This is a genomic window from Neoroseomonas eburnea, assembly GCF_018129005.1.
Classification (GTDB): Bacteria; Pseudomonadota; Alphaproteobacteria; order Acetobacterales; family Acetobacteraceae; genus Neoroseomonas; species Neoroseomonas eburnea.
The window spans coordinates 1-14,845 of record NZ_JAAEDL010000040.1; the positions used below are offsets into that span (position 1 = coordinate 1).

At 71.4% G+C, this 14,845-nt stretch carries 15 protein-coding genes and 1 pseudogene; 3 read left to right on the forward strand and 13 right to left on the reverse strand.

The annotated features are described in order from the left end of the window. Both GXW74_RS24905 and parC read right to left on the reverse strand, forming a co-directional pair. Window positions 1-540: pseudogene (locus tag GXW74_RS24905) on the reverse strand (hypothetical protein); the annotation flags it as partial. Window positions 541-807: 267 nt separating this feature from the next. Further along, on the reverse strand, window positions 808-3,042 hold the full coding sequence (parC, locus tag GXW74_RS24910; protein ID WP_211849300.1) for a DNA topoisomerase IV subunit A: 2,235 nt from the start codon (window positions 3,040-3,042) through the stop codon (window positions 808-810). Between the two features lie 136 nt (window positions 3,043-3,178). Between parC and GXW74_RS24915 the strand changes: the two genes are divergently transcribed. Further along, entirely contained in the window at window positions 3,179-3,493 is a 315-nt protein-coding gene (locus GXW74_RS24915; protein ID WP_211849301.1) for a hypothetical protein, read from the forward strand. A 140-nt stretch (window positions 3,494-3,633) separates the two neighbouring features. On the opposite strand, the gene recO is transcribed toward GXW74_RS24915, so the two are convergent. The 9 genes from recO to folK all read right to left on the reverse strand — a co-directional run bounded on the left by recO (window position 3,634) and on the right by folK (window position 10,898). Further along, window positions 3,634-4,371: a DNA repair protein RecO gene (gene recO, locus GXW74_RS24920; protein ID WP_211849302.1), complete on the reverse strand. Its 738-nt coding sequence runs from the start codon at window positions 4,369-4,371 to the stop codon at window positions 3,634-3,636. A gap of 1 nt (window position 4,372) precedes the next feature. Beyond that, window positions 4,373-4,594 carry a hypothetical protein gene (locus GXW74_RS24925; RefSeq protein ID WP_211849303.1) on the reverse strand — a complete coding sequence of 74 codons (222 nt, stop codon included), beginning with the start codon at window positions 4,592-4,594 and terminating at the stop codon, window positions 4,373-4,375. Beyond that, window positions 4,591-5,490 (reverse strand): GTPase Era, encoded by a 900-nt coding sequence (gene era / locus GXW74_RS24930; protein WP_211849304.1) that lies wholly within the window; start codon window positions 5,488-5,490, stop codon window positions 4,591-4,593. The genes GXW74_RS24925 and era overlap by 4 nt, the downstream gene beginning before the upstream one ends. Beyond that, entirely contained in the window at window positions 5,487-6,155 is a 669-nt protein-coding gene (rnc, locus tag GXW74_RS24935; RefSeq protein ID WP_211849305.1) for a ribonuclease III, read from the reverse strand. Before rnc ends, era begins: the two co-directional genes overlap by 4 nt. After that, window positions 6,152-6,904, reverse strand: coding sequence for a signal peptidase I (gene lepB, locus GXW74_RS24940; protein ID WP_211849306.1), 753 nt, complete (start codon window positions 6,902-6,904; stop codon window positions 6,152-6,154). The genes rnc and lepB overlap by 4 nt, the downstream gene beginning before the upstream one ends. An 80-nt stretch (window positions 6,905-6,984) precedes the next feature. Next, the gene (gene acpS, locus GXW74_RS24945) at window positions 6,985-7,392 is read right to left on the reverse strand and encodes a holo-ACP synthase (protein WP_211849307.1); all 408 of its coding nucleotides are present in this window, start codon (window positions 7,390-7,392) and stop codon (window positions 6,985-6,987) included. Window positions 7,393-7,456: 64 nt separating this feature from the next. After that, on the reverse strand, window positions 7,457-9,736 hold the full coding sequence (locus GXW74_RS24950; RefSeq protein WP_211849308.1) for a RelA/SpoT family protein: 2,280 nt from the start codon (window positions 9,734-9,736) through the stop codon (window positions 7,457-7,459). A 12-nt stretch (window positions 9,737-9,748) separates the two neighbouring features. Further along, window positions 9,749-10,141, reverse strand: coding sequence for a DNA-directed RNA polymerase subunit omega (gene rpoZ, locus GXW74_RS24955; RefSeq protein ID WP_211849309.1), 393 nt, complete (start codon window positions 10,139-10,141; stop codon window positions 9,749-9,751). 244 nt (window positions 10,142-10,385) lie between these two features. Next, window positions 10,386-10,898, reverse strand: coding sequence for a 2-amino-4-hydroxy-6-hydroxymethyldihydropteridine diphosphokinase (folK, locus tag GXW74_RS24960; protein ID WP_211849310.1), 513 nt, complete (start codon window positions 10,896-10,898; stop codon window positions 10,386-10,388). 83 nt (window positions 10,899-10,981) lie between these two features. Here folK and GXW74_RS24965 point away from each other — a divergent pair, with 83 nt between their 5' ends. Both GXW74_RS24965 and GXW74_RS24970 read left to right on the forward strand, forming a co-directional pair. Then, window positions 10,982-11,617: a LabA-like NYN domain-containing protein gene (locus GXW74_RS24965; RefSeq protein ID WP_211849311.1), complete on the forward strand. Its 636-nt coding sequence runs from the start codon at window positions 10,982-10,984 to the stop codon at window positions 11,615-11,617. A 197-nt stretch (window positions 11,618-11,814) separates the two neighbouring features. Then, entirely contained in the window at window positions 11,815-12,447 is a 633-nt protein-coding gene (locus tag GXW74_RS24970; RefSeq protein WP_338148328.1) for a uracil-DNA glycosylase, read from the forward strand. Between the two features lie 9 nt (window positions 12,448-12,456). On the opposite strand, the gene GXW74_RS24975 is transcribed toward GXW74_RS24970, so the two are convergent. After that, window positions 12,457-13,254 (reverse strand): methyltransferase domain-containing protein, encoded by a 798-nt coding sequence (locus tag GXW74_RS24975; protein WP_211849313.1) that lies wholly within the window; start codon window positions 13,252-13,254, stop codon window positions 12,457-12,459. 42 nt (window positions 13,255-13,296) lie between these two features. Beyond that, entirely contained in the window at window positions 13,297-14,484 is a 1,188-nt protein-coding gene (locus GXW74_RS24980; protein ID WP_211849314.1) for an amidohydrolase, read from the reverse strand. Window positions 14,485-14,845 lie beyond the last annotated feature (361 nt).

Genomic DNA, 14,845 nt, shown 5'->3' on the forward strand with positions numbered 1-14,845 from the left:
CGCGGCGGACCGCACCGGGGCCGCGGCAGCTCCCGGCACGGCGGCTGGCGCCGGAACCGCGACCGGCGCCGAAGCCGCGGCTGGCGGTGCGGCGTCCATGGCCGTCCGGGCGCTGGCCGGCAACGGAGCGGCGGTGGGCATCGGCGCGGCTGGAGCCGCCTGCGCGGCGGCATGGCTTGGGGCCGGGGTGGCCCCGGCGCGCACCGATCGGACCTCGGGTGGCGGCAGGGCGGAGGCCGCCTGTGTCGCGACGGCACCGGGCCGCCCGGCCTGGGGCACGCCGTCGTGGAAATCCAGCACGACGCGGTTGCCGACGCGGAAATGGCTCAGTCGCGCGCCGGCGGTGGCCTCGACCACGATCACACCGCCGGCCTCGGCGACCGAGACGACGTTGCGCGCCCGCGTGGCGCCAAGCCGGAACTGCGCCGGACTGTCGAAATGCACGGTGACGCGCTGGCCGTCCTGCTCCACGCGGTAGCCGACCAGCACGGGCCAGTCGAAGACCAGCCGTCCGAAGCCCGGATGGATTCCGGTCCGCATGGCGACGACCGGCCCATCCGCGCGAGCCGGCGTGATGCCTGCGATGGCAAGGGCCAACACCAGGGCGCCGAGCTTCGGCCGTGCCGCGCGGCACACCGCGGACCGCGGGGCGCCCCCGGCGCTCCGCAGGTCAGGGAAGGGTCGGCGATCCTGGCCTTCGATCAATGCGGCGTCCGGGGGATGCGTTCGTGCCCCCGCAGCATAACAACGCAGGCCGCAAAGAAAACGATCGACGTAAATCTTGTCGCCGGCCGCCGTGTCGCCGCATCACTCGAAGCGGTTGCCGCGCGGGAAGCCGTTCGGCGGAGCCTTCCCGGCCCCGGCCCGGTTGCCCAGCCAGGACCGCAGGTCGATCTCCGTCCGCGTCCGCCCGCCGAGCGTCCAGGACAGGCCTTCCGCCCTGCGGAACACCTTGGCGTCCGACAGCCCGCCGTCGCGATAGGCCTGCAGTTGCACGCCCCGGCCGCGCGTCATCTCGGGCACCTGCTCCACCGGGAAGACCAGCAGCTTGCGGTTGTCCCCGATCACCGCGACGGCGTCGCCATCCGCCGGCACGCAGAGCGCCGCCTCGGTCGGCGGATCGACGTTGAGCACCTGCTTGCCGGTGCGCTTCTCCGCCAGCAGGTCCTCGCCCTTCACGATGAATCCCTTGCCGTCCGAGGCCGCGACCAGGAAGCGCTGCGCCTCGCGATGGACGAACATCGCCACCACCGCATCCTCGTTCGTCAGGTCCACCATGAGGCGCACCGGCTGGCCGTCGCCGCGGCCGCGCGGGATGCTGTCGGCCTTGATGGTGTAGGCCTTGCCGTTGGTGGCGAAGACCACGATGCGGTCGGTGGTCTCGGCATGCAGCGCGACCAGCAGGCTGTCGCCTTCCTTGAAGCGGATCTCGCCGTCGAGCGGGATGTGGCCCTTCTGGGCACGGATCCAGCCCTTCTCGGAGAGGATGACGGTGATCGGCTCGCGCTCGACGAAGGCCGCCTCGTCCACCAGCACGGCGGGCAGCACGCGGCCGGTTTCGGTGCGGCGCTTGCCGAGGGCGCCGTCGCCGAACTTCGCCCGCGTCGCCGCGATCTCCTCGGCGATCGCCTCCCACCGCTTGCCCTCGGACTTCAGCAGGCCCTGCAGGCGCTTCTGCTCCGCGCTGAGCTTCCTGTGCTCCTTGCGGATCTCCATCTCCTCCAGCTTGCGCAGGGCGCGCAGGCGCATGTTGAGGATGGATTCCGCCTGCAGGTCGGTCAGCGAGAAGCGCGCCATCAGCGCGGGCTTCGGCTCGTCCTCCTCGCGGATGATGCGGATCACCTCGTCGAGGTTGAGGTAGACGATCAGGTACCCGTCGAGGATCTCGAGCCGCCGGGCGATCGCGGCGAGCCGGTGCTCCGTCCGCCGCACCAGCACGATGTGCCGGTGGTCGAGCCAGGAGCGCAGCACCTCGCGCAGGCCCATCACCCGCGGCGTGCGCTCCGCATCCAGCACGTTCATGTTGAGCGGAAAGCGGGATTCGAGCGCGGTGGCGCGGAACAGCGTCTCCATCAGCACGGCGGGCTCGACGGTGCGGGATTTCGGCTCGAGCACCAGGCGGACGACGTCGGTGCTCTCGTCGCGCACGTCGCCGAGCAGCGGGAGCTTCTTCTCCTCCAGGAGCTGCGCGATCTGCTCGATCAGCTTCGCCTTCTGCACCTGGTAGGGGATCTCGGTGACGACGATCTGCCAGGTGCCGTTCTTCAGCGCCTCGCGTTCCCACTTCGCGCGCACGCGGAAGCCGCCGCGGCCGGTCTCGTAGGCGTCGCGGATCGCCTCGGCGGGTTCCACCAGCACGCCGCCGGTCGGGAAATCCGGGCCGGAGATGTGCTTCAGCAGGTCATCGGTGGTGGCGTCCGGATTGCGCACCAGTTCCAGCGCAGCATCGCAGAGCTCGCCCGCATTGTGCGGCGGGATCGACGTCGCCATGCCGACCGCGATGCCGGCCGCGCCGTTGGCCAGCAGGTTCGGGAAGGCGGCCGGCAGGACGATCGGCTCGCGTTCCTCGCCATCGTAGGTGGCGCGGAAATCGACCGCGTCCTCCTCGATGCCTTCCAGCATCGCCTTGGCGACCTCGGTCATCCGCGCTTCGGTGTAGCGCATGGCCGCGGCGTTATCGCCGTCGATGTTGCCGAAATTGCCCTGGCCTTCCACCAGCGGGTAGCGCGCGGCGAATTCCTGCGCGAGGCGCACCATCGCCTCGTAGATCGAGCTGTCGCCGTGCGGGTGGTACTTGCCCATCACGTCGCCGACGATGCGGGCGCATTTCTTGAAGCCGGTCGCCGGGTCCAGGCGAAGCTGGTGCATCGCCCAGAGCAGCCGGCGATGCACGGGCTTCAGCCCGTCGCGCACATCCGGCAGCGACCGCGCGGTGATGGTGGACAGCGCATAGGCGAGGTAGCGCTCGGACAGCGCATCGGCGAGGCGCGTCTCGCGCGTCGCGCCGCCCTCCTGGGGGGGAGTCTTCACGTCGTCGGGCATCGGGGTGATTCGGGTTTTCCTGTCGGAGCGTGACTACCACCCCCCGCCCCGGCCGCGCCAGCCGCGTGACCTGGCGCACGCGCTTGCCGTCGGGCCGCCGGATATGCCTTCCATTCGCAAACCTGGAGCAGGCGGAATGACAGGATCGATCTGGAAGCGGCTTGTCGCGGTGGCGGTCCTGCTGCTGCTGCCCTTCGTCGTCTTCGTCGGCGAGTCGAGCCGGGCCGTCGTGAACGGGCGGGTGGTCTCGCAATACCAGGTGAACTACCTGGGGGTCGTGCTGGCCCTGGTCGGGCTGGGGCTGGCGCTGGCGATGGTGATCCGCCGCAGCCTGTCGCAGCGCCTCGACGCGCCGGCGACGCCGGCATGGGCGCGGGCGCTCGCAGCGGTGCTGGCGCTGCTGTGCCTGGGGCAGGCGGCGATGCAGGCAGGGCTGGTCCAGGGCTGGTAAGGCCGGCTCCGAGAGGGGCGCCGCCCCTCTCGGGCTCACCCCGCCAAAGGCCGAAAGGCCTTTGGAAACCGATACTTGAGTCACCGCAGGTCCAGGGGACCGTGTCCCCTGGTGGGGGAGTTTGAGGGGGCGACGCCCCCTCAGCCTTGCCCCGCCAGCGCCGCCACCCGGTCCGCCAACCGGTGCCGCGCCTCCGGCACCGGCCGGTGGCGCGCGCCGAAGGCATCGCGTTCCAGGAAATGCCCCGTCAGGCGCAGCCCGGCATCCCAGGCCGCCTGATCGCCCGGATCATCCTCGTGCAGCAGGAAGGCCGGCAGGGCGAGCAGGCGGCCAGCATAGGGTGCGGCGGCCTCCGCGCAGACGGCCCGCCCGGTCCGGGGGGAAACATGGGTCAGCCCTTCGCCGGCCCCGGTCACCGCGCAGGCGGAAAGATCAAGCCCGTAGCCCAGCTCGCCCAGGACCAGCGTCTCCCACCGCACGTAGTCGGCCATGACGCCCTCCGCCCCGCCGGCCAGGTGCCCGATCAGGGAGACCAGGGCATGGAAGGCCCGCGGATGCGGCTCGCGTTCCGGCAGGGCGTCGGCGGCGATGGCACAGGCGGAGGACAGCAGCGCCAGCGCCAGCGGGTCATCCATGGCGAGCGCGGCGGCGGCGTGGACCAGTTCCCCGGACAGCGCGCCGAGCTGGTCCGCCAGGCGGCCCACCCAGTGCGCCTCGACGAGGTTGCCCGGCAGCCAAATGCCGGCCTGCGCGCGGGAGGCACCACCCTTGGCGAGGCCGGCATGGCGGCCGTGCTCCTCCGTCAGCAGGGAAACGATGGCGGCCCCTTCCCCATAGGGACGGACATCGAGCACCACGGCAGGGGCGGACCAGTCCATCTCAGCGATGCCGGATCCAGGCGACGAGGCTCATCGCCAGTGCCGCCAGCACCGAAAGCGCCACCACCGGCGCCCCGAGCACGATCACGCCGAAGCCGCTCCACCAGGGGCAGCGCCCGATCATGTTGCATTCGGCGGGCGCGACGGCGAAGGCGACCAGCCAGATCACGGCGAGCACCCCCGCCACGGCCCAGGCCACGACCCAGCCCGGGCGGCGGGTCATCCCATGTCCTCGAGGCCGATGGCGCGGATGCGCGCCCGTTCCTCGTCCCAGCCCGTCCGCTCCTTCACGTTGAGGAACAGGTGCACCGGGCGTTCCAGCAGCTTCGTCAGCTCGATCCGCGCGCTCTGGCCGATGGCGCGGATGCGGCTGCCCTTGTCGCCGATCAGGATCGCCTTCTGCGTCGCGCGGGAGACGTAGATGGTGCAGTCCACCCGCACCGAGCCGTCCTCGTTCTCCGTCCACTGCTCGGTCTCGACCGAGGCATGGTGCGGCACTTCCTGGTGCGTCTGGCGGAGGATCTGCTCGCGCACGAGCTCGGCGGCCAGCATGCGGTTGGGCAGGTCGGAAAGCTCGTCCTCGGGGAAGAGGTAGGGCCCCGGCGGCACCGCCTTGGCCAGCATGTCCTGCAGCCGGTCGAGCCCGTCGCCCTTCTCGGCCGAGATCATGAAGGTTTCGGCGAAGGGCAGGATGGCGTTGAGGTCCGCCGTCAACGGCAACAGCCGTTCGCGCGGGATCAGGTCGGTCTTGTTCAGCGCCAGCCAGACCGGCTGGCGGGATTTCGCCAGCCCCTCGGCGATCTTGCGCACGGCGTCCGTCAGCCCGGCGCGGGCGTCGACCACCAGCAGCGTCAGGTCGGCATCCTGCGCCCCGCCCCAGGCGGCGGCGACCATGGCGCGGTCGAGCCGCCGGCGCGGCGCGAAGATGCCGGGCGTGTCGACCAGGATGATCTGGCTGCCCGCATGCATCACCACCGCGCGGATTCGGAAGCGCGTGGTCTGCGGCTTGGGCGAGACGATCGTCACCTTGGTGCCGGCCAGCCGGTTCACCAGCGTGGACTTGCCGGCATTCGGCGCGCCGACGATCGCCACCAGGCCGCAGCGTGTCGCGTCGTTCACGGCGTCACTCCCGCGAGCCAGGCTTCCGCGGCGGCGAGTTCCGCCGCGCGCTTGGTCTCGCCCGAGCCCTCAGCCTCGCGCCCTGCCGCGCTGACGGCAACGACGAAGAAGGGTGCATGGGACGGCCCGGCGGCCGAAACCAGCCGATAGGCCGGCAGTCCGAGGCCCCGCCCCAGCGTGTATTCCTGCAGCCGGTTCTTGGCCGAGACCGGCGGCTTGGCGGCCGCCTCCAGCAGCGCCGCCCAATGCCGGCGGATCACCGCACGGGCGGCGTCGAGCCCGCCATCGAGGTAGATGGCGCCGAGCAGCGCCTCGACCGCATCGGCCATCACCGTCTGGCGGGCGCGCAGCCCGGCGCGCTCCTCTCCCGGCGGAATGCGGAGGGCCTCGGCGAGGCCGATCGCTTCCCCCACCCGGGCCAGCGTCTCCCACGCCACCAGGGCGGAGAGGCGGCGCGTGAGGTTGCCCTCGCGCTCCTCCGGGTAGCGATCGGACAGCCACTCGGCGATGACGAGGCCGAGCACGCGGTCGCCGAGAAATTCCAGCCGCTCGTTCGAATCGAGCTGGCCGCCGCGCGCATCCGCCGCGCTGCGATGGGTCAGCGCCTGCGCCAGCAGCGCCGGGTCGGCGAAGCGGTGGCCGAGCCTCTCCTCGATGCCGCTCATCGGACGGCGGAGAAGATCCGGCTCCAGCGAATGGCGAAGGGCCAGGCCCAGACCTCCCACCAGGCAGCCGAGCCGTCGACCGAGAAGAAGATGAACTCCGCCCGGCCGACCAGGTTCTCGACGGGGATGAAGCCGACCGCGTTCATCGCCCTGCTGTCCAGGCTGTTGTCGCGGTTGTCGCCCATGGCGAAGACATGGCCGTCCGGCACGCGGAACTCGACCGTGTTGTCGAAGGGGCCGTCGTCGGTGGCTTCCAGGATCTCATGCGTCACGCCGGGACGGCCGTTCTCGGGCGGCAGGGTCTCGCGGTAGCGGCGCACGGTGATGCGCGGGCCGTCGCCTTCCACGGTGAAGGGGCCCATCGCCTCGCGCGTCACTGCCTGGCCGTTGACGTGCAGGATGCCGTTGCGGACCTGGATGCGGTCCCCGGGCAGGCCGATGATGCGCTTGATGTAGTCCGTCACGCCGTCGCGCGGCAGCTTGAACACGGCGACGTCGCCGCGCTGCGGCAGGGAACCGAAGATCCGTCCCTCGAACAGGTTCGGGCTGAATGGCATCGAATGCCGCGAATAGCCGTAGGAGAACTTCGATACGAACAGGTAGTCGCCCACCAGCAGCGTCGGGATCATCGAGCCGGAAGGGATGTTGAACGGCTCGAAGGCGACGGTGCGCACGCCGATCGCGATCAGCGCCGCGTAGAGGATGGTCTTGACGCTCTCCAGCCAGCCGCCGGACTTCTTCTTCGCCATGGGATGAGTGCTTCGACGGCCTGGAGAGGGGGTTGCGGACGGCACGCGGGCGCGAGGGAAACCAGCGGGCGGGCGTGCTGTCAAGGAAGCGGGACGGCGGTGATCACCACCATCGCCTGGGCATAGGGGAACTCGTCGGTCATCGTGAGGGCGATCTCGGCCCGGTGGCCGGGCGGCGTGATCGCCGCCAGCCGGTCCGCGGCACCGCCCGTCAGGCGCAGCGTCGGCTGGCCGGAGGGCAGGTTCACCACCCCGAGGTCGCGCCAGAACACGCCCGCGCGGAAGCCGGTGCCGAGCGCCTTGGACGCTGCCTCCTTCGCCGCGAAGCGCTTGGCGTAGGTGGCGGTGCGGATGCGTTCCGCCCGCCGCTCCGCCTTGGCGCGCTCGACCGGGGTGAAGATGCGCTCGAGGAAGCGGTCGCCGTGCCGCTCGATGGTCTTCTCGAGGCGGCGGATGTCGAGCACGTCCGAGCCGATGCCGATGATCATGCGGGGCGAATCCGATCCGAGGCTCCGGGGGCCGGCGGGGAATCCGCTGCAGGGCGGCCACCGGTCATCCCTTCGCCCTTTCCACCTGCGTCACACCCGGGCAGGCGCGCAGCGCCGCGAGGATGGCGGCGAGATGCGAGGTGTCGCGCACCTCCACGTCGACCAGCACCTCGCACCATTCGCCCGCGCGGTTGAGGATGCGGAGGTTGTTCACCGCGCCGTCCTGCCGCGCGATCGCCGTGGTCAGGCCGGCCAGCGCGCCGGAAGTGTTCTCGGCGGTCAGCTCGATGCGGCCGACATGGGCGCCCTTGGCGCCGCCGTCATATTCCCAGTCCACGTCGATGAAGCGCTCCGGCGTGGCGGCGAAGGCCTCGAGCCCGTGGCAATCGTGCTTGTGGATGGTGACGCCGCGGCCGGTGGTGACGATGCCGACGATGCGGTCCCCCGGCAGCGGATGGCAGCAGCCGGCGAAGTGCACCGCCATGCCGGCGACCAGGCCGGTGACGCCCATCGCCGCCTCGCGCCGCCCGGAGGAAGGGCGCTCCGCCTTGCCCGGCGTCAGGAGCTGGCCGGCGCCGAGCCGGCCCCGCGCCCGCGTGAGCTGCATCTGGTCGGTCGAGCGGGCGGGCGCGCGCAGTTCCGGCACCGCCGCGTGCAGCACGTCGCGGGCCGAGAGGTTGCCCGAGGCGACGGCGATGCACAGCGTCTCGAAGTCCGGCTGCTTCAGCGCCTTCACCGCCGGCTCGGCGATCTTCTCCGAGAAGTCGAGCCCGGCGGCGCGGAAGATCTTGGCGATCGCCGCGCGCCCTTCCTCCTTCTGCGTCGCGCGCTGGCGGGCATGGACGAAGCGGCGGATGCGCGCGCGCGCCTTGCCGGTGACGACGAAGCGTTCCCAGGCCGGGTTCGGCGTGCCGCCGCGCGCGGTGATGATCTCGACCTGGTCGCCGTTCTCGAGCGGATGGCGCAGCGGCACGATCTTGCCGTTGACCTTGGCGCCCACCGTGTTGTCGCCGACCTGGGAGTGCACCTGGTAGGCGAAATCGACCGGCGTCGCGCCGCGCGGCAGCTCGATCAGGTCGCCCTTGGGGGTGAAGCAGAAGACCTGGTCGCGGTGCAGTTCGAGCTTGGTGTGTTCGAGGAATTCCTGCGGCTCGGCCGCGGATTCCAGGATCTCCAGCAGGTCGCGCACCCAGGGGTAGCGCTTGCGGTTCGGCGCCGTCCCCTCGCCCTGCTTGTAGATCCAGTGGGCGGCGACACCGTATTCGGCCACCTCGTGCATATCGAGGGTGCGGATCTGCACCTCGATCTTGGCGTTGCGGCGCTCGGGCACCGTCACGCCGGTGTGCAGCGACTGGTAGCCATTGGTCTTGGGCGTGCTGATCCAGTCCTTGAAGCGGCCGGGCACGACGCGATAGGCGGAATGGATCGCGCCGAGCGCCGCGTAGCAGTCGTGCTTGTCCTTCACGATGACGCGGAAGGCCATGATGTCCGAGAGTTGCTCGAACGCCACGTTCTTGCGCTGCATCTTGAGCCAGATGGAATAGGGCGACTTCTCGCGCCCCTGGACCTCCACGACATCGACCCCGGCCTCGCGTAGCACGCGGCGGACGTCCTGCTCGATCTCCTCGATCAGGTCGGCGCCCTGGCCGCGCAGATAGGTCAGGCGCGCGGCGATGGTCTGCCAGGCATCCGGGTTCATCTCCCGGAAGGCGAGCGTCTCGATCTCGGTCTTGAGCGCATCCATGCCGATGCGCTCGGCGAGGGGGGCGTAGATCTCCAGCGTCTCGCGCGCGGTGCGGCGCCGCTTCTCCGGCTTCCCGACGGCGCCGAGCGTCCGCATGTTGTGCAGCCGGTCGGCGAGCTTGACGATCAGCACCCGGATGTCCTCGCTCATGGCGAGGACGAGCTTGCGGAAATTCTCCGCCTGCTTGGTGCGTTCCGATTGCAGTTCCAGCCGCGTCAGCTTGGTGACGCCGTCGACCAGCCGCGCGACTTCCTTGCCGAAGCGCTTCTCGAGCTCCGCAAGGGTGACGCCGGTGTCCTCCACCGTGTCGTGCAGCAGCGCGGTGGCGACCGTCGCGGCATCCAGCCGGTAGCCGGCGAGGATGCCGGCCACGGCGAGCGGATGGACGATGTAGGGCTGACCGTCCTCCCGCTTCTGCGGCGCGTGCGCCTCGGCCGCGAGGCGGTAGGCCGCCTCGATCATCCCCGCATCGGCGCGGGGGTCGTAGGCGAGCACCTGCCGGGCGAGTTCGGCGCCCGGGTCGAGGCTCGCTTCGGTGCGCAGGCCTTCTGGCGCCAGCGCGGGGCCGGTTCGTCGGGTGCCGCCGGCGCCCTGGCCCATGCGCGCGGTCCCTTAGCGCTTGCCGCCCAGCTCGGCGGCGATCGCCGCCTCGATGTCGTCGGGCGACATGTCGTCGGCGGCAGCCTCGGGAAGGGCTTCTTCCTGCACTTCCATGATGCCGAAGATGTTCTCGTCGGTGGCGATGATGTCCATCACCTCCTCCTCGGCGGGCTCGGGCTCCGGCGCGCGGGACAGCGACTTGATCAGGTCGCCTTCGAGCGCGGCGAGATCGACCTTCTCCTCGGCGATCTCGCGCAGGGCGACCACGGGGTTCTTGTCGTTGTCGCGCTCGACCTCGATCACCTCGCCGCGGCTGATGTTGCGCGCACGCTGGGCGGCGAGCAGCACGAGCTCGAAGCGGTTGGGGACCTTCTCGATGCAGTCTTCGACGGTGACGCGCGCCATGGAGGCTCCAAACACGATAGGGGCGCGCGGAAGGGGTCTCCGGGCGCCCGGCTTCTCCGGTAACCTCCCCAAATAGACAGCGTGACGCTGCAGTGCAAGATGTTGTGCCCTCGGCGATGGCGGCGCCGGCATCCGCCGGCGTGCCTGCGCGGCAGGCGCGGTCGCGCCGCCCGCTGCCGGCCCGAGGCGAGGCCCCGGGGCAAGTCGCCTCCAGGTGCCGACGGGCGGGGTGCGACGCGCCGGGTCACGTCGATTCGAAGCGCCGGATCTCCTGCGGCTCCAGTGCCGCGACCAGCGCCTGCACCCCCCGCCCGAGCGTCGGATGCACCCAGCCCGGCGCCACCTCCGCCAACGGCAGCAGCACGAAGGCGCGCAGATGCGCCCGCGGATGCGGCAGCACCGGCGGCGGTCCCCGCCGCACCCGCCCGCCGAGATCGATCAGATCCAGGTCGAGCACCCGCGGCGCATTGGGATAGGGCCGTTGCCGGCCGGCCTCGTCCTCGATCTCATGCAGGGCGGCCAGCAGCGCCTCCGGGTCGGTTTCGCCCTCCAGCAGCGCCACCCCGTTGACGAAGGGCGGCGCGGCCGGATCGGGCGGGATCGGCGCCGATTCCCACCAGGAGGAGACCGCGACCACCCGCATGCCGGGAAGCGCGGCCAGCCGCGCCACCGCCCAGCGGCAGGTCTCGAGCGGCCCCCCGCCCTCCGCCCGCGGCAGGTTGGCGCCGATGGCGACCAGCGCCGCCTCAGCGCCCATGACAGCAGGGTCCGAACAGTGTAGCGGACGCCTCCCCGCCCGGTTGACGGCGGAAAGGGCAGCAGGGCAGGACGATCATCGGCATGAGACGGAGCGGCGGCGTGGAGCGGGTCGGGCTGTTCGTGGATGGGGCGAACCTCTACCACACCTCGCGCGCGCTCGGCTTCGAGATCGATTTCGCCGCCATGCTGGAATACTTCCGCGGCGGCACATACCTGGTGCGCGCCTTCTACTACACGGCGCTGGTCGAGACGGAGGACTACTCCCCCCTCCGCCCGCTGACCGACTGGCTCGCCTACAATGGCTGGCAGGTGGTGACGAAGCCGGCGAAGCAGCAGGCCGACCCCGCCGGGCGCATGCGAATCAAGGGCAACATGGATGTCGAGCTGGCGGTCGACATGCTGGAACTGTCGCCGCAGCTCGACCATGTGGTGCTGTTCTCCGGCGACGGGGATTTCCGCCGGCTGGTGGAAGCGGTCCAGCGGATGGGCGTGCGGGTGACGGTGGTCTCCACCGTGCGGTCGCAGCCGCCGATGATCGCCGATGAGCTGCGGCGCCAGGCCGACACCTTCCTCGACCTCGAGGAGATCGCGCCGGAATTCACGCGAAGGCAGGTCGAGCCGCGCGGACGGCCGGCACCCCCCGCTCCCGCGCCGCGGCCGACACGGGCGACGCCGGCGGATCCCTTCGCGGACAACGCGCCGGAGCCGGAGGCATGACCGAGGAGGGGCTCCGCCCTTCCCCGGACCCCAAAGCTGCACCCGGAGAGGGGCTCCGCCCCTCCCCGGACCCCAAGGCCGCATCCGGGGAGAGGCTCCGCCCCTCCCCGGACCCCAAGGCCGCATCCGGGGAGAGGCTCCGCCCCTCCCCGGACCCCTCCGGGCCAAGGGCCGGAGGGCCCCTGGAACCCGGAACCGTGGCGGCGCCGGGGCATGACTGTCCGCTGTGCCCGCGCCTTGTCGCCTACCGGGAGGCCAACCGGGCAGCCAACCCGGCATGGCACAACGGCCCGGTGCCATCCTGGGGGCCGAGGGATGCGCCACTGCTGGTGCTCGGGCTGGCGCCGGGGGTCAGGGGGGCGAACCGTACCGGCCGGCCCTTCACGGGCGATTATGCGGGGCGGCTGCTCTACGGGACGTTGCTGAAATTCGGCCAGGCGCGCGGGCAGTTCCTCGAGGACCCGAATGACGGCATGGAGCTGACCGGCTGCCGCATCGCCAATGCCGTGCGCTGCGTGCCGCCCGGGAACCTGCCGACACCCGCCGAGATCCGCACCTGCAACGGCTTCCTCAAGGCCGAGCTGGCGGCGATGCCGCGACTGCGGGGGGTGCTCGCGCTCGGCACCGTCGCGCACAATGCGCTGTTGCGCGCGTACGGCATTCCGGCGGCACGCTTCGCCTTCGCCCATGGCACGATCCATGCGCTGCCGCACGGGCTGCTCCTTGCCGATTCCTATCATGTGAGCCGCTACAACACCTCGACGAAGCGGCTGACGCCCGAGATGTTCGAGGCGGCGGTCTCGGCGCTGCTGGCACGCCTCGCCGCGTAGCGGGGCGCGCTACCGGCGCCCGCTGCCGAACAGCAGTTCCACCGGCACCTCGATCGCGCCGCCTGCATCGGCCTCTCCCGCGAGCTCCCGCCGGACGTCCTCGCGGACTGCGGCACGCAGCGCCGCGGGAAGCGATGCAAACTCCGCCCCCAGTGAACCGAAGCCGCGCTCGATGGGCGCGAAGTAGGCATCGAAGGAGGGAAACGGATAGCGGCGCAACTCGGTCGCGGTTTCCACCTCGCGGAAGCCGGCGGCTGCGAACAGCGTCCGCAGGCGCGCGGCATCGCCGAGCGAGAAATACAACGCGGCGGCCCCTGCCCTTTCCGGCACATGCCGGCCGATGGCCGTCAGGACGCGCGAGACGAAGGAACGCCCGGAGGTTGTGTTCACCGAGACCGCGACCCGCCCGCCATCCCGCAGCACGCGCCGGAACTCGGACAGCGCCTTCGCCGGCTCCCGGAACAGCATGAGGCCGAGGCCGCAGAGCACCGCGTCGAAGCTGGCATCCGGGAAGGTCATGTGCTGGCTGTCCTCCTCCGCCACGGACACGTTGGGATGGTCGCGCAGGCGGTCCTGCGCCTGGTCCAGCATCGGTCGCGAGATATCCGCCGCGACCACGCTGCCGGAAGGGCCGACAAGCTCCGCGACGGCGCGCGCCACGATGCCGGTGCCGGTCGCCACATCGAGCACCCGCTGGCCCGGACCCAGGCGCGCCGCCCGCAGCAGGCCCGGGACGAAATCCTGCGAGACGCGTCCGAAGACACGCTCATAGCCGGTGGCGCCGGCATCGTAGAATTTTTCGAACACCGCCTCCTCCTGCGATCACACCGGGGCGGACACCGGGCCGCATCAGGCATTGCCGCCGTCGGCCCCGTCCAATCCGCGCTCCGCGAGCCGCGCCATCAGGCTCGCCCCGACCGGCAGCAACCCGTCGTTGAAGTCGTAGCGCGGGTGGTGCAGCGGCATGGCGCCGGGACCGCCGCCGGCACCGAGCATGAGGTAGCAACCGGGAACCGCCGCGAGCAGCGCCCCCACGTCGTCGCCCGCCATCAGCGGCGCCGGCAGCAGGACCAGGCCGGCATCGCCCAGCACCTCCCGCGTCGCGGCCTCCGCTTCCAGGGTCGCGGCGGGGTGGTTCATCACGGCGGGGGTCACGCGGCAGAACTCCATGCTGCAACGGCAGTTCCAGGCGCCGGCGACCGCCTGCGCGACCTCGCCGATCCGGCGCTCCAGCAGGTCGCCGATCTCCGGGGCGAACCAGCGGACGGTGCCGCGCAGGCAGACCTCGGACGGCAGCACGTTCCAGGCGCCGGTATCCTCGACATGGCCGATGCTGACGACGCCGGCCTCGACCGCCGGCAGGTTGCGCGCGACGATGCCCTGCAGGGCCACCACCAGATGCGCCGCGGCGAGGATCTGGTCGGAGGCGATGTGCGGCATCCCGCCATGGCCGCCATGGCCGGCGAGCCCGATGGTGAGGTCCGCCACGGCCGCCATCACGGGCCCTTCGCGGCAGAACACCACGCCCTCGGACAGGCCGGGCCAGTTGTGCAGGCCGAAGACGCGGCGCAGCGGGAAGCGTTCCAGCAGCGCATCCCCCAGCATCGCCGCGGCGCCGCGGCCGATCTCCTCGGCCGGCTGGAAGATCAGCACGACGCTGCCGCGGAAGCGCCGCGTGGCGCAGAGATACCTCGCGGCACCGAGAAGGATGGTCGTATGGCCGTCATGGCCGCAGGCATGCATCCGCCCGGCATGGCGCGAGCCGTAGGCAAGCCCGGTGTCCTCGTGGATCGGCAGCGCGTCCATGTCCGCGCGCAGCCCGACCGCCGGGCCGTCGGCGCGGCCCTGCACGACACCCACGACGCCGCTGCCCCCGATGCCGGTCTCGACCCTGTCGCAGCCGAAGCTGCGCAGGCACCCGGCGACGAAGCGCGCCGTCTCGTGCACCTCGAAGCCGATTTCCGGTGCCGCATGCAGGCGGTGCCGCCAGGCGACCATGTCCGCGGCGCCGGCAGCGATCTCGGGAAGGACGGCCATGGCAGCAGCCCGGGGCTTCCGCGCCCATCAGCCAGGGCGGCGATGGGGGGGGTCGGAATACGCGCCCTTGGCCGGAACAAGACGATATCCGCCCATTCAGTGCAAGATCGCACTGAAAATTCTCCGCATCGATATAAAGCTATTTAGAACAATATCTTGCGGCATTCTCATCGGATGCCGGATCAGCCGCAGCCGTGCCGGAATGCCTGCGGCCGCCGCATCGCGCGACCCGCCCTGCCACCCGACGACATGAAAGGGACGCCGTCGGATCGGCCAGTACTGCGCGCGGTCGCCCTGGGACTGATGCACCGGGCGACATGCAGGGCCCCATGCCGCGCTCCGGGCGCACCGCCGAAGCCCC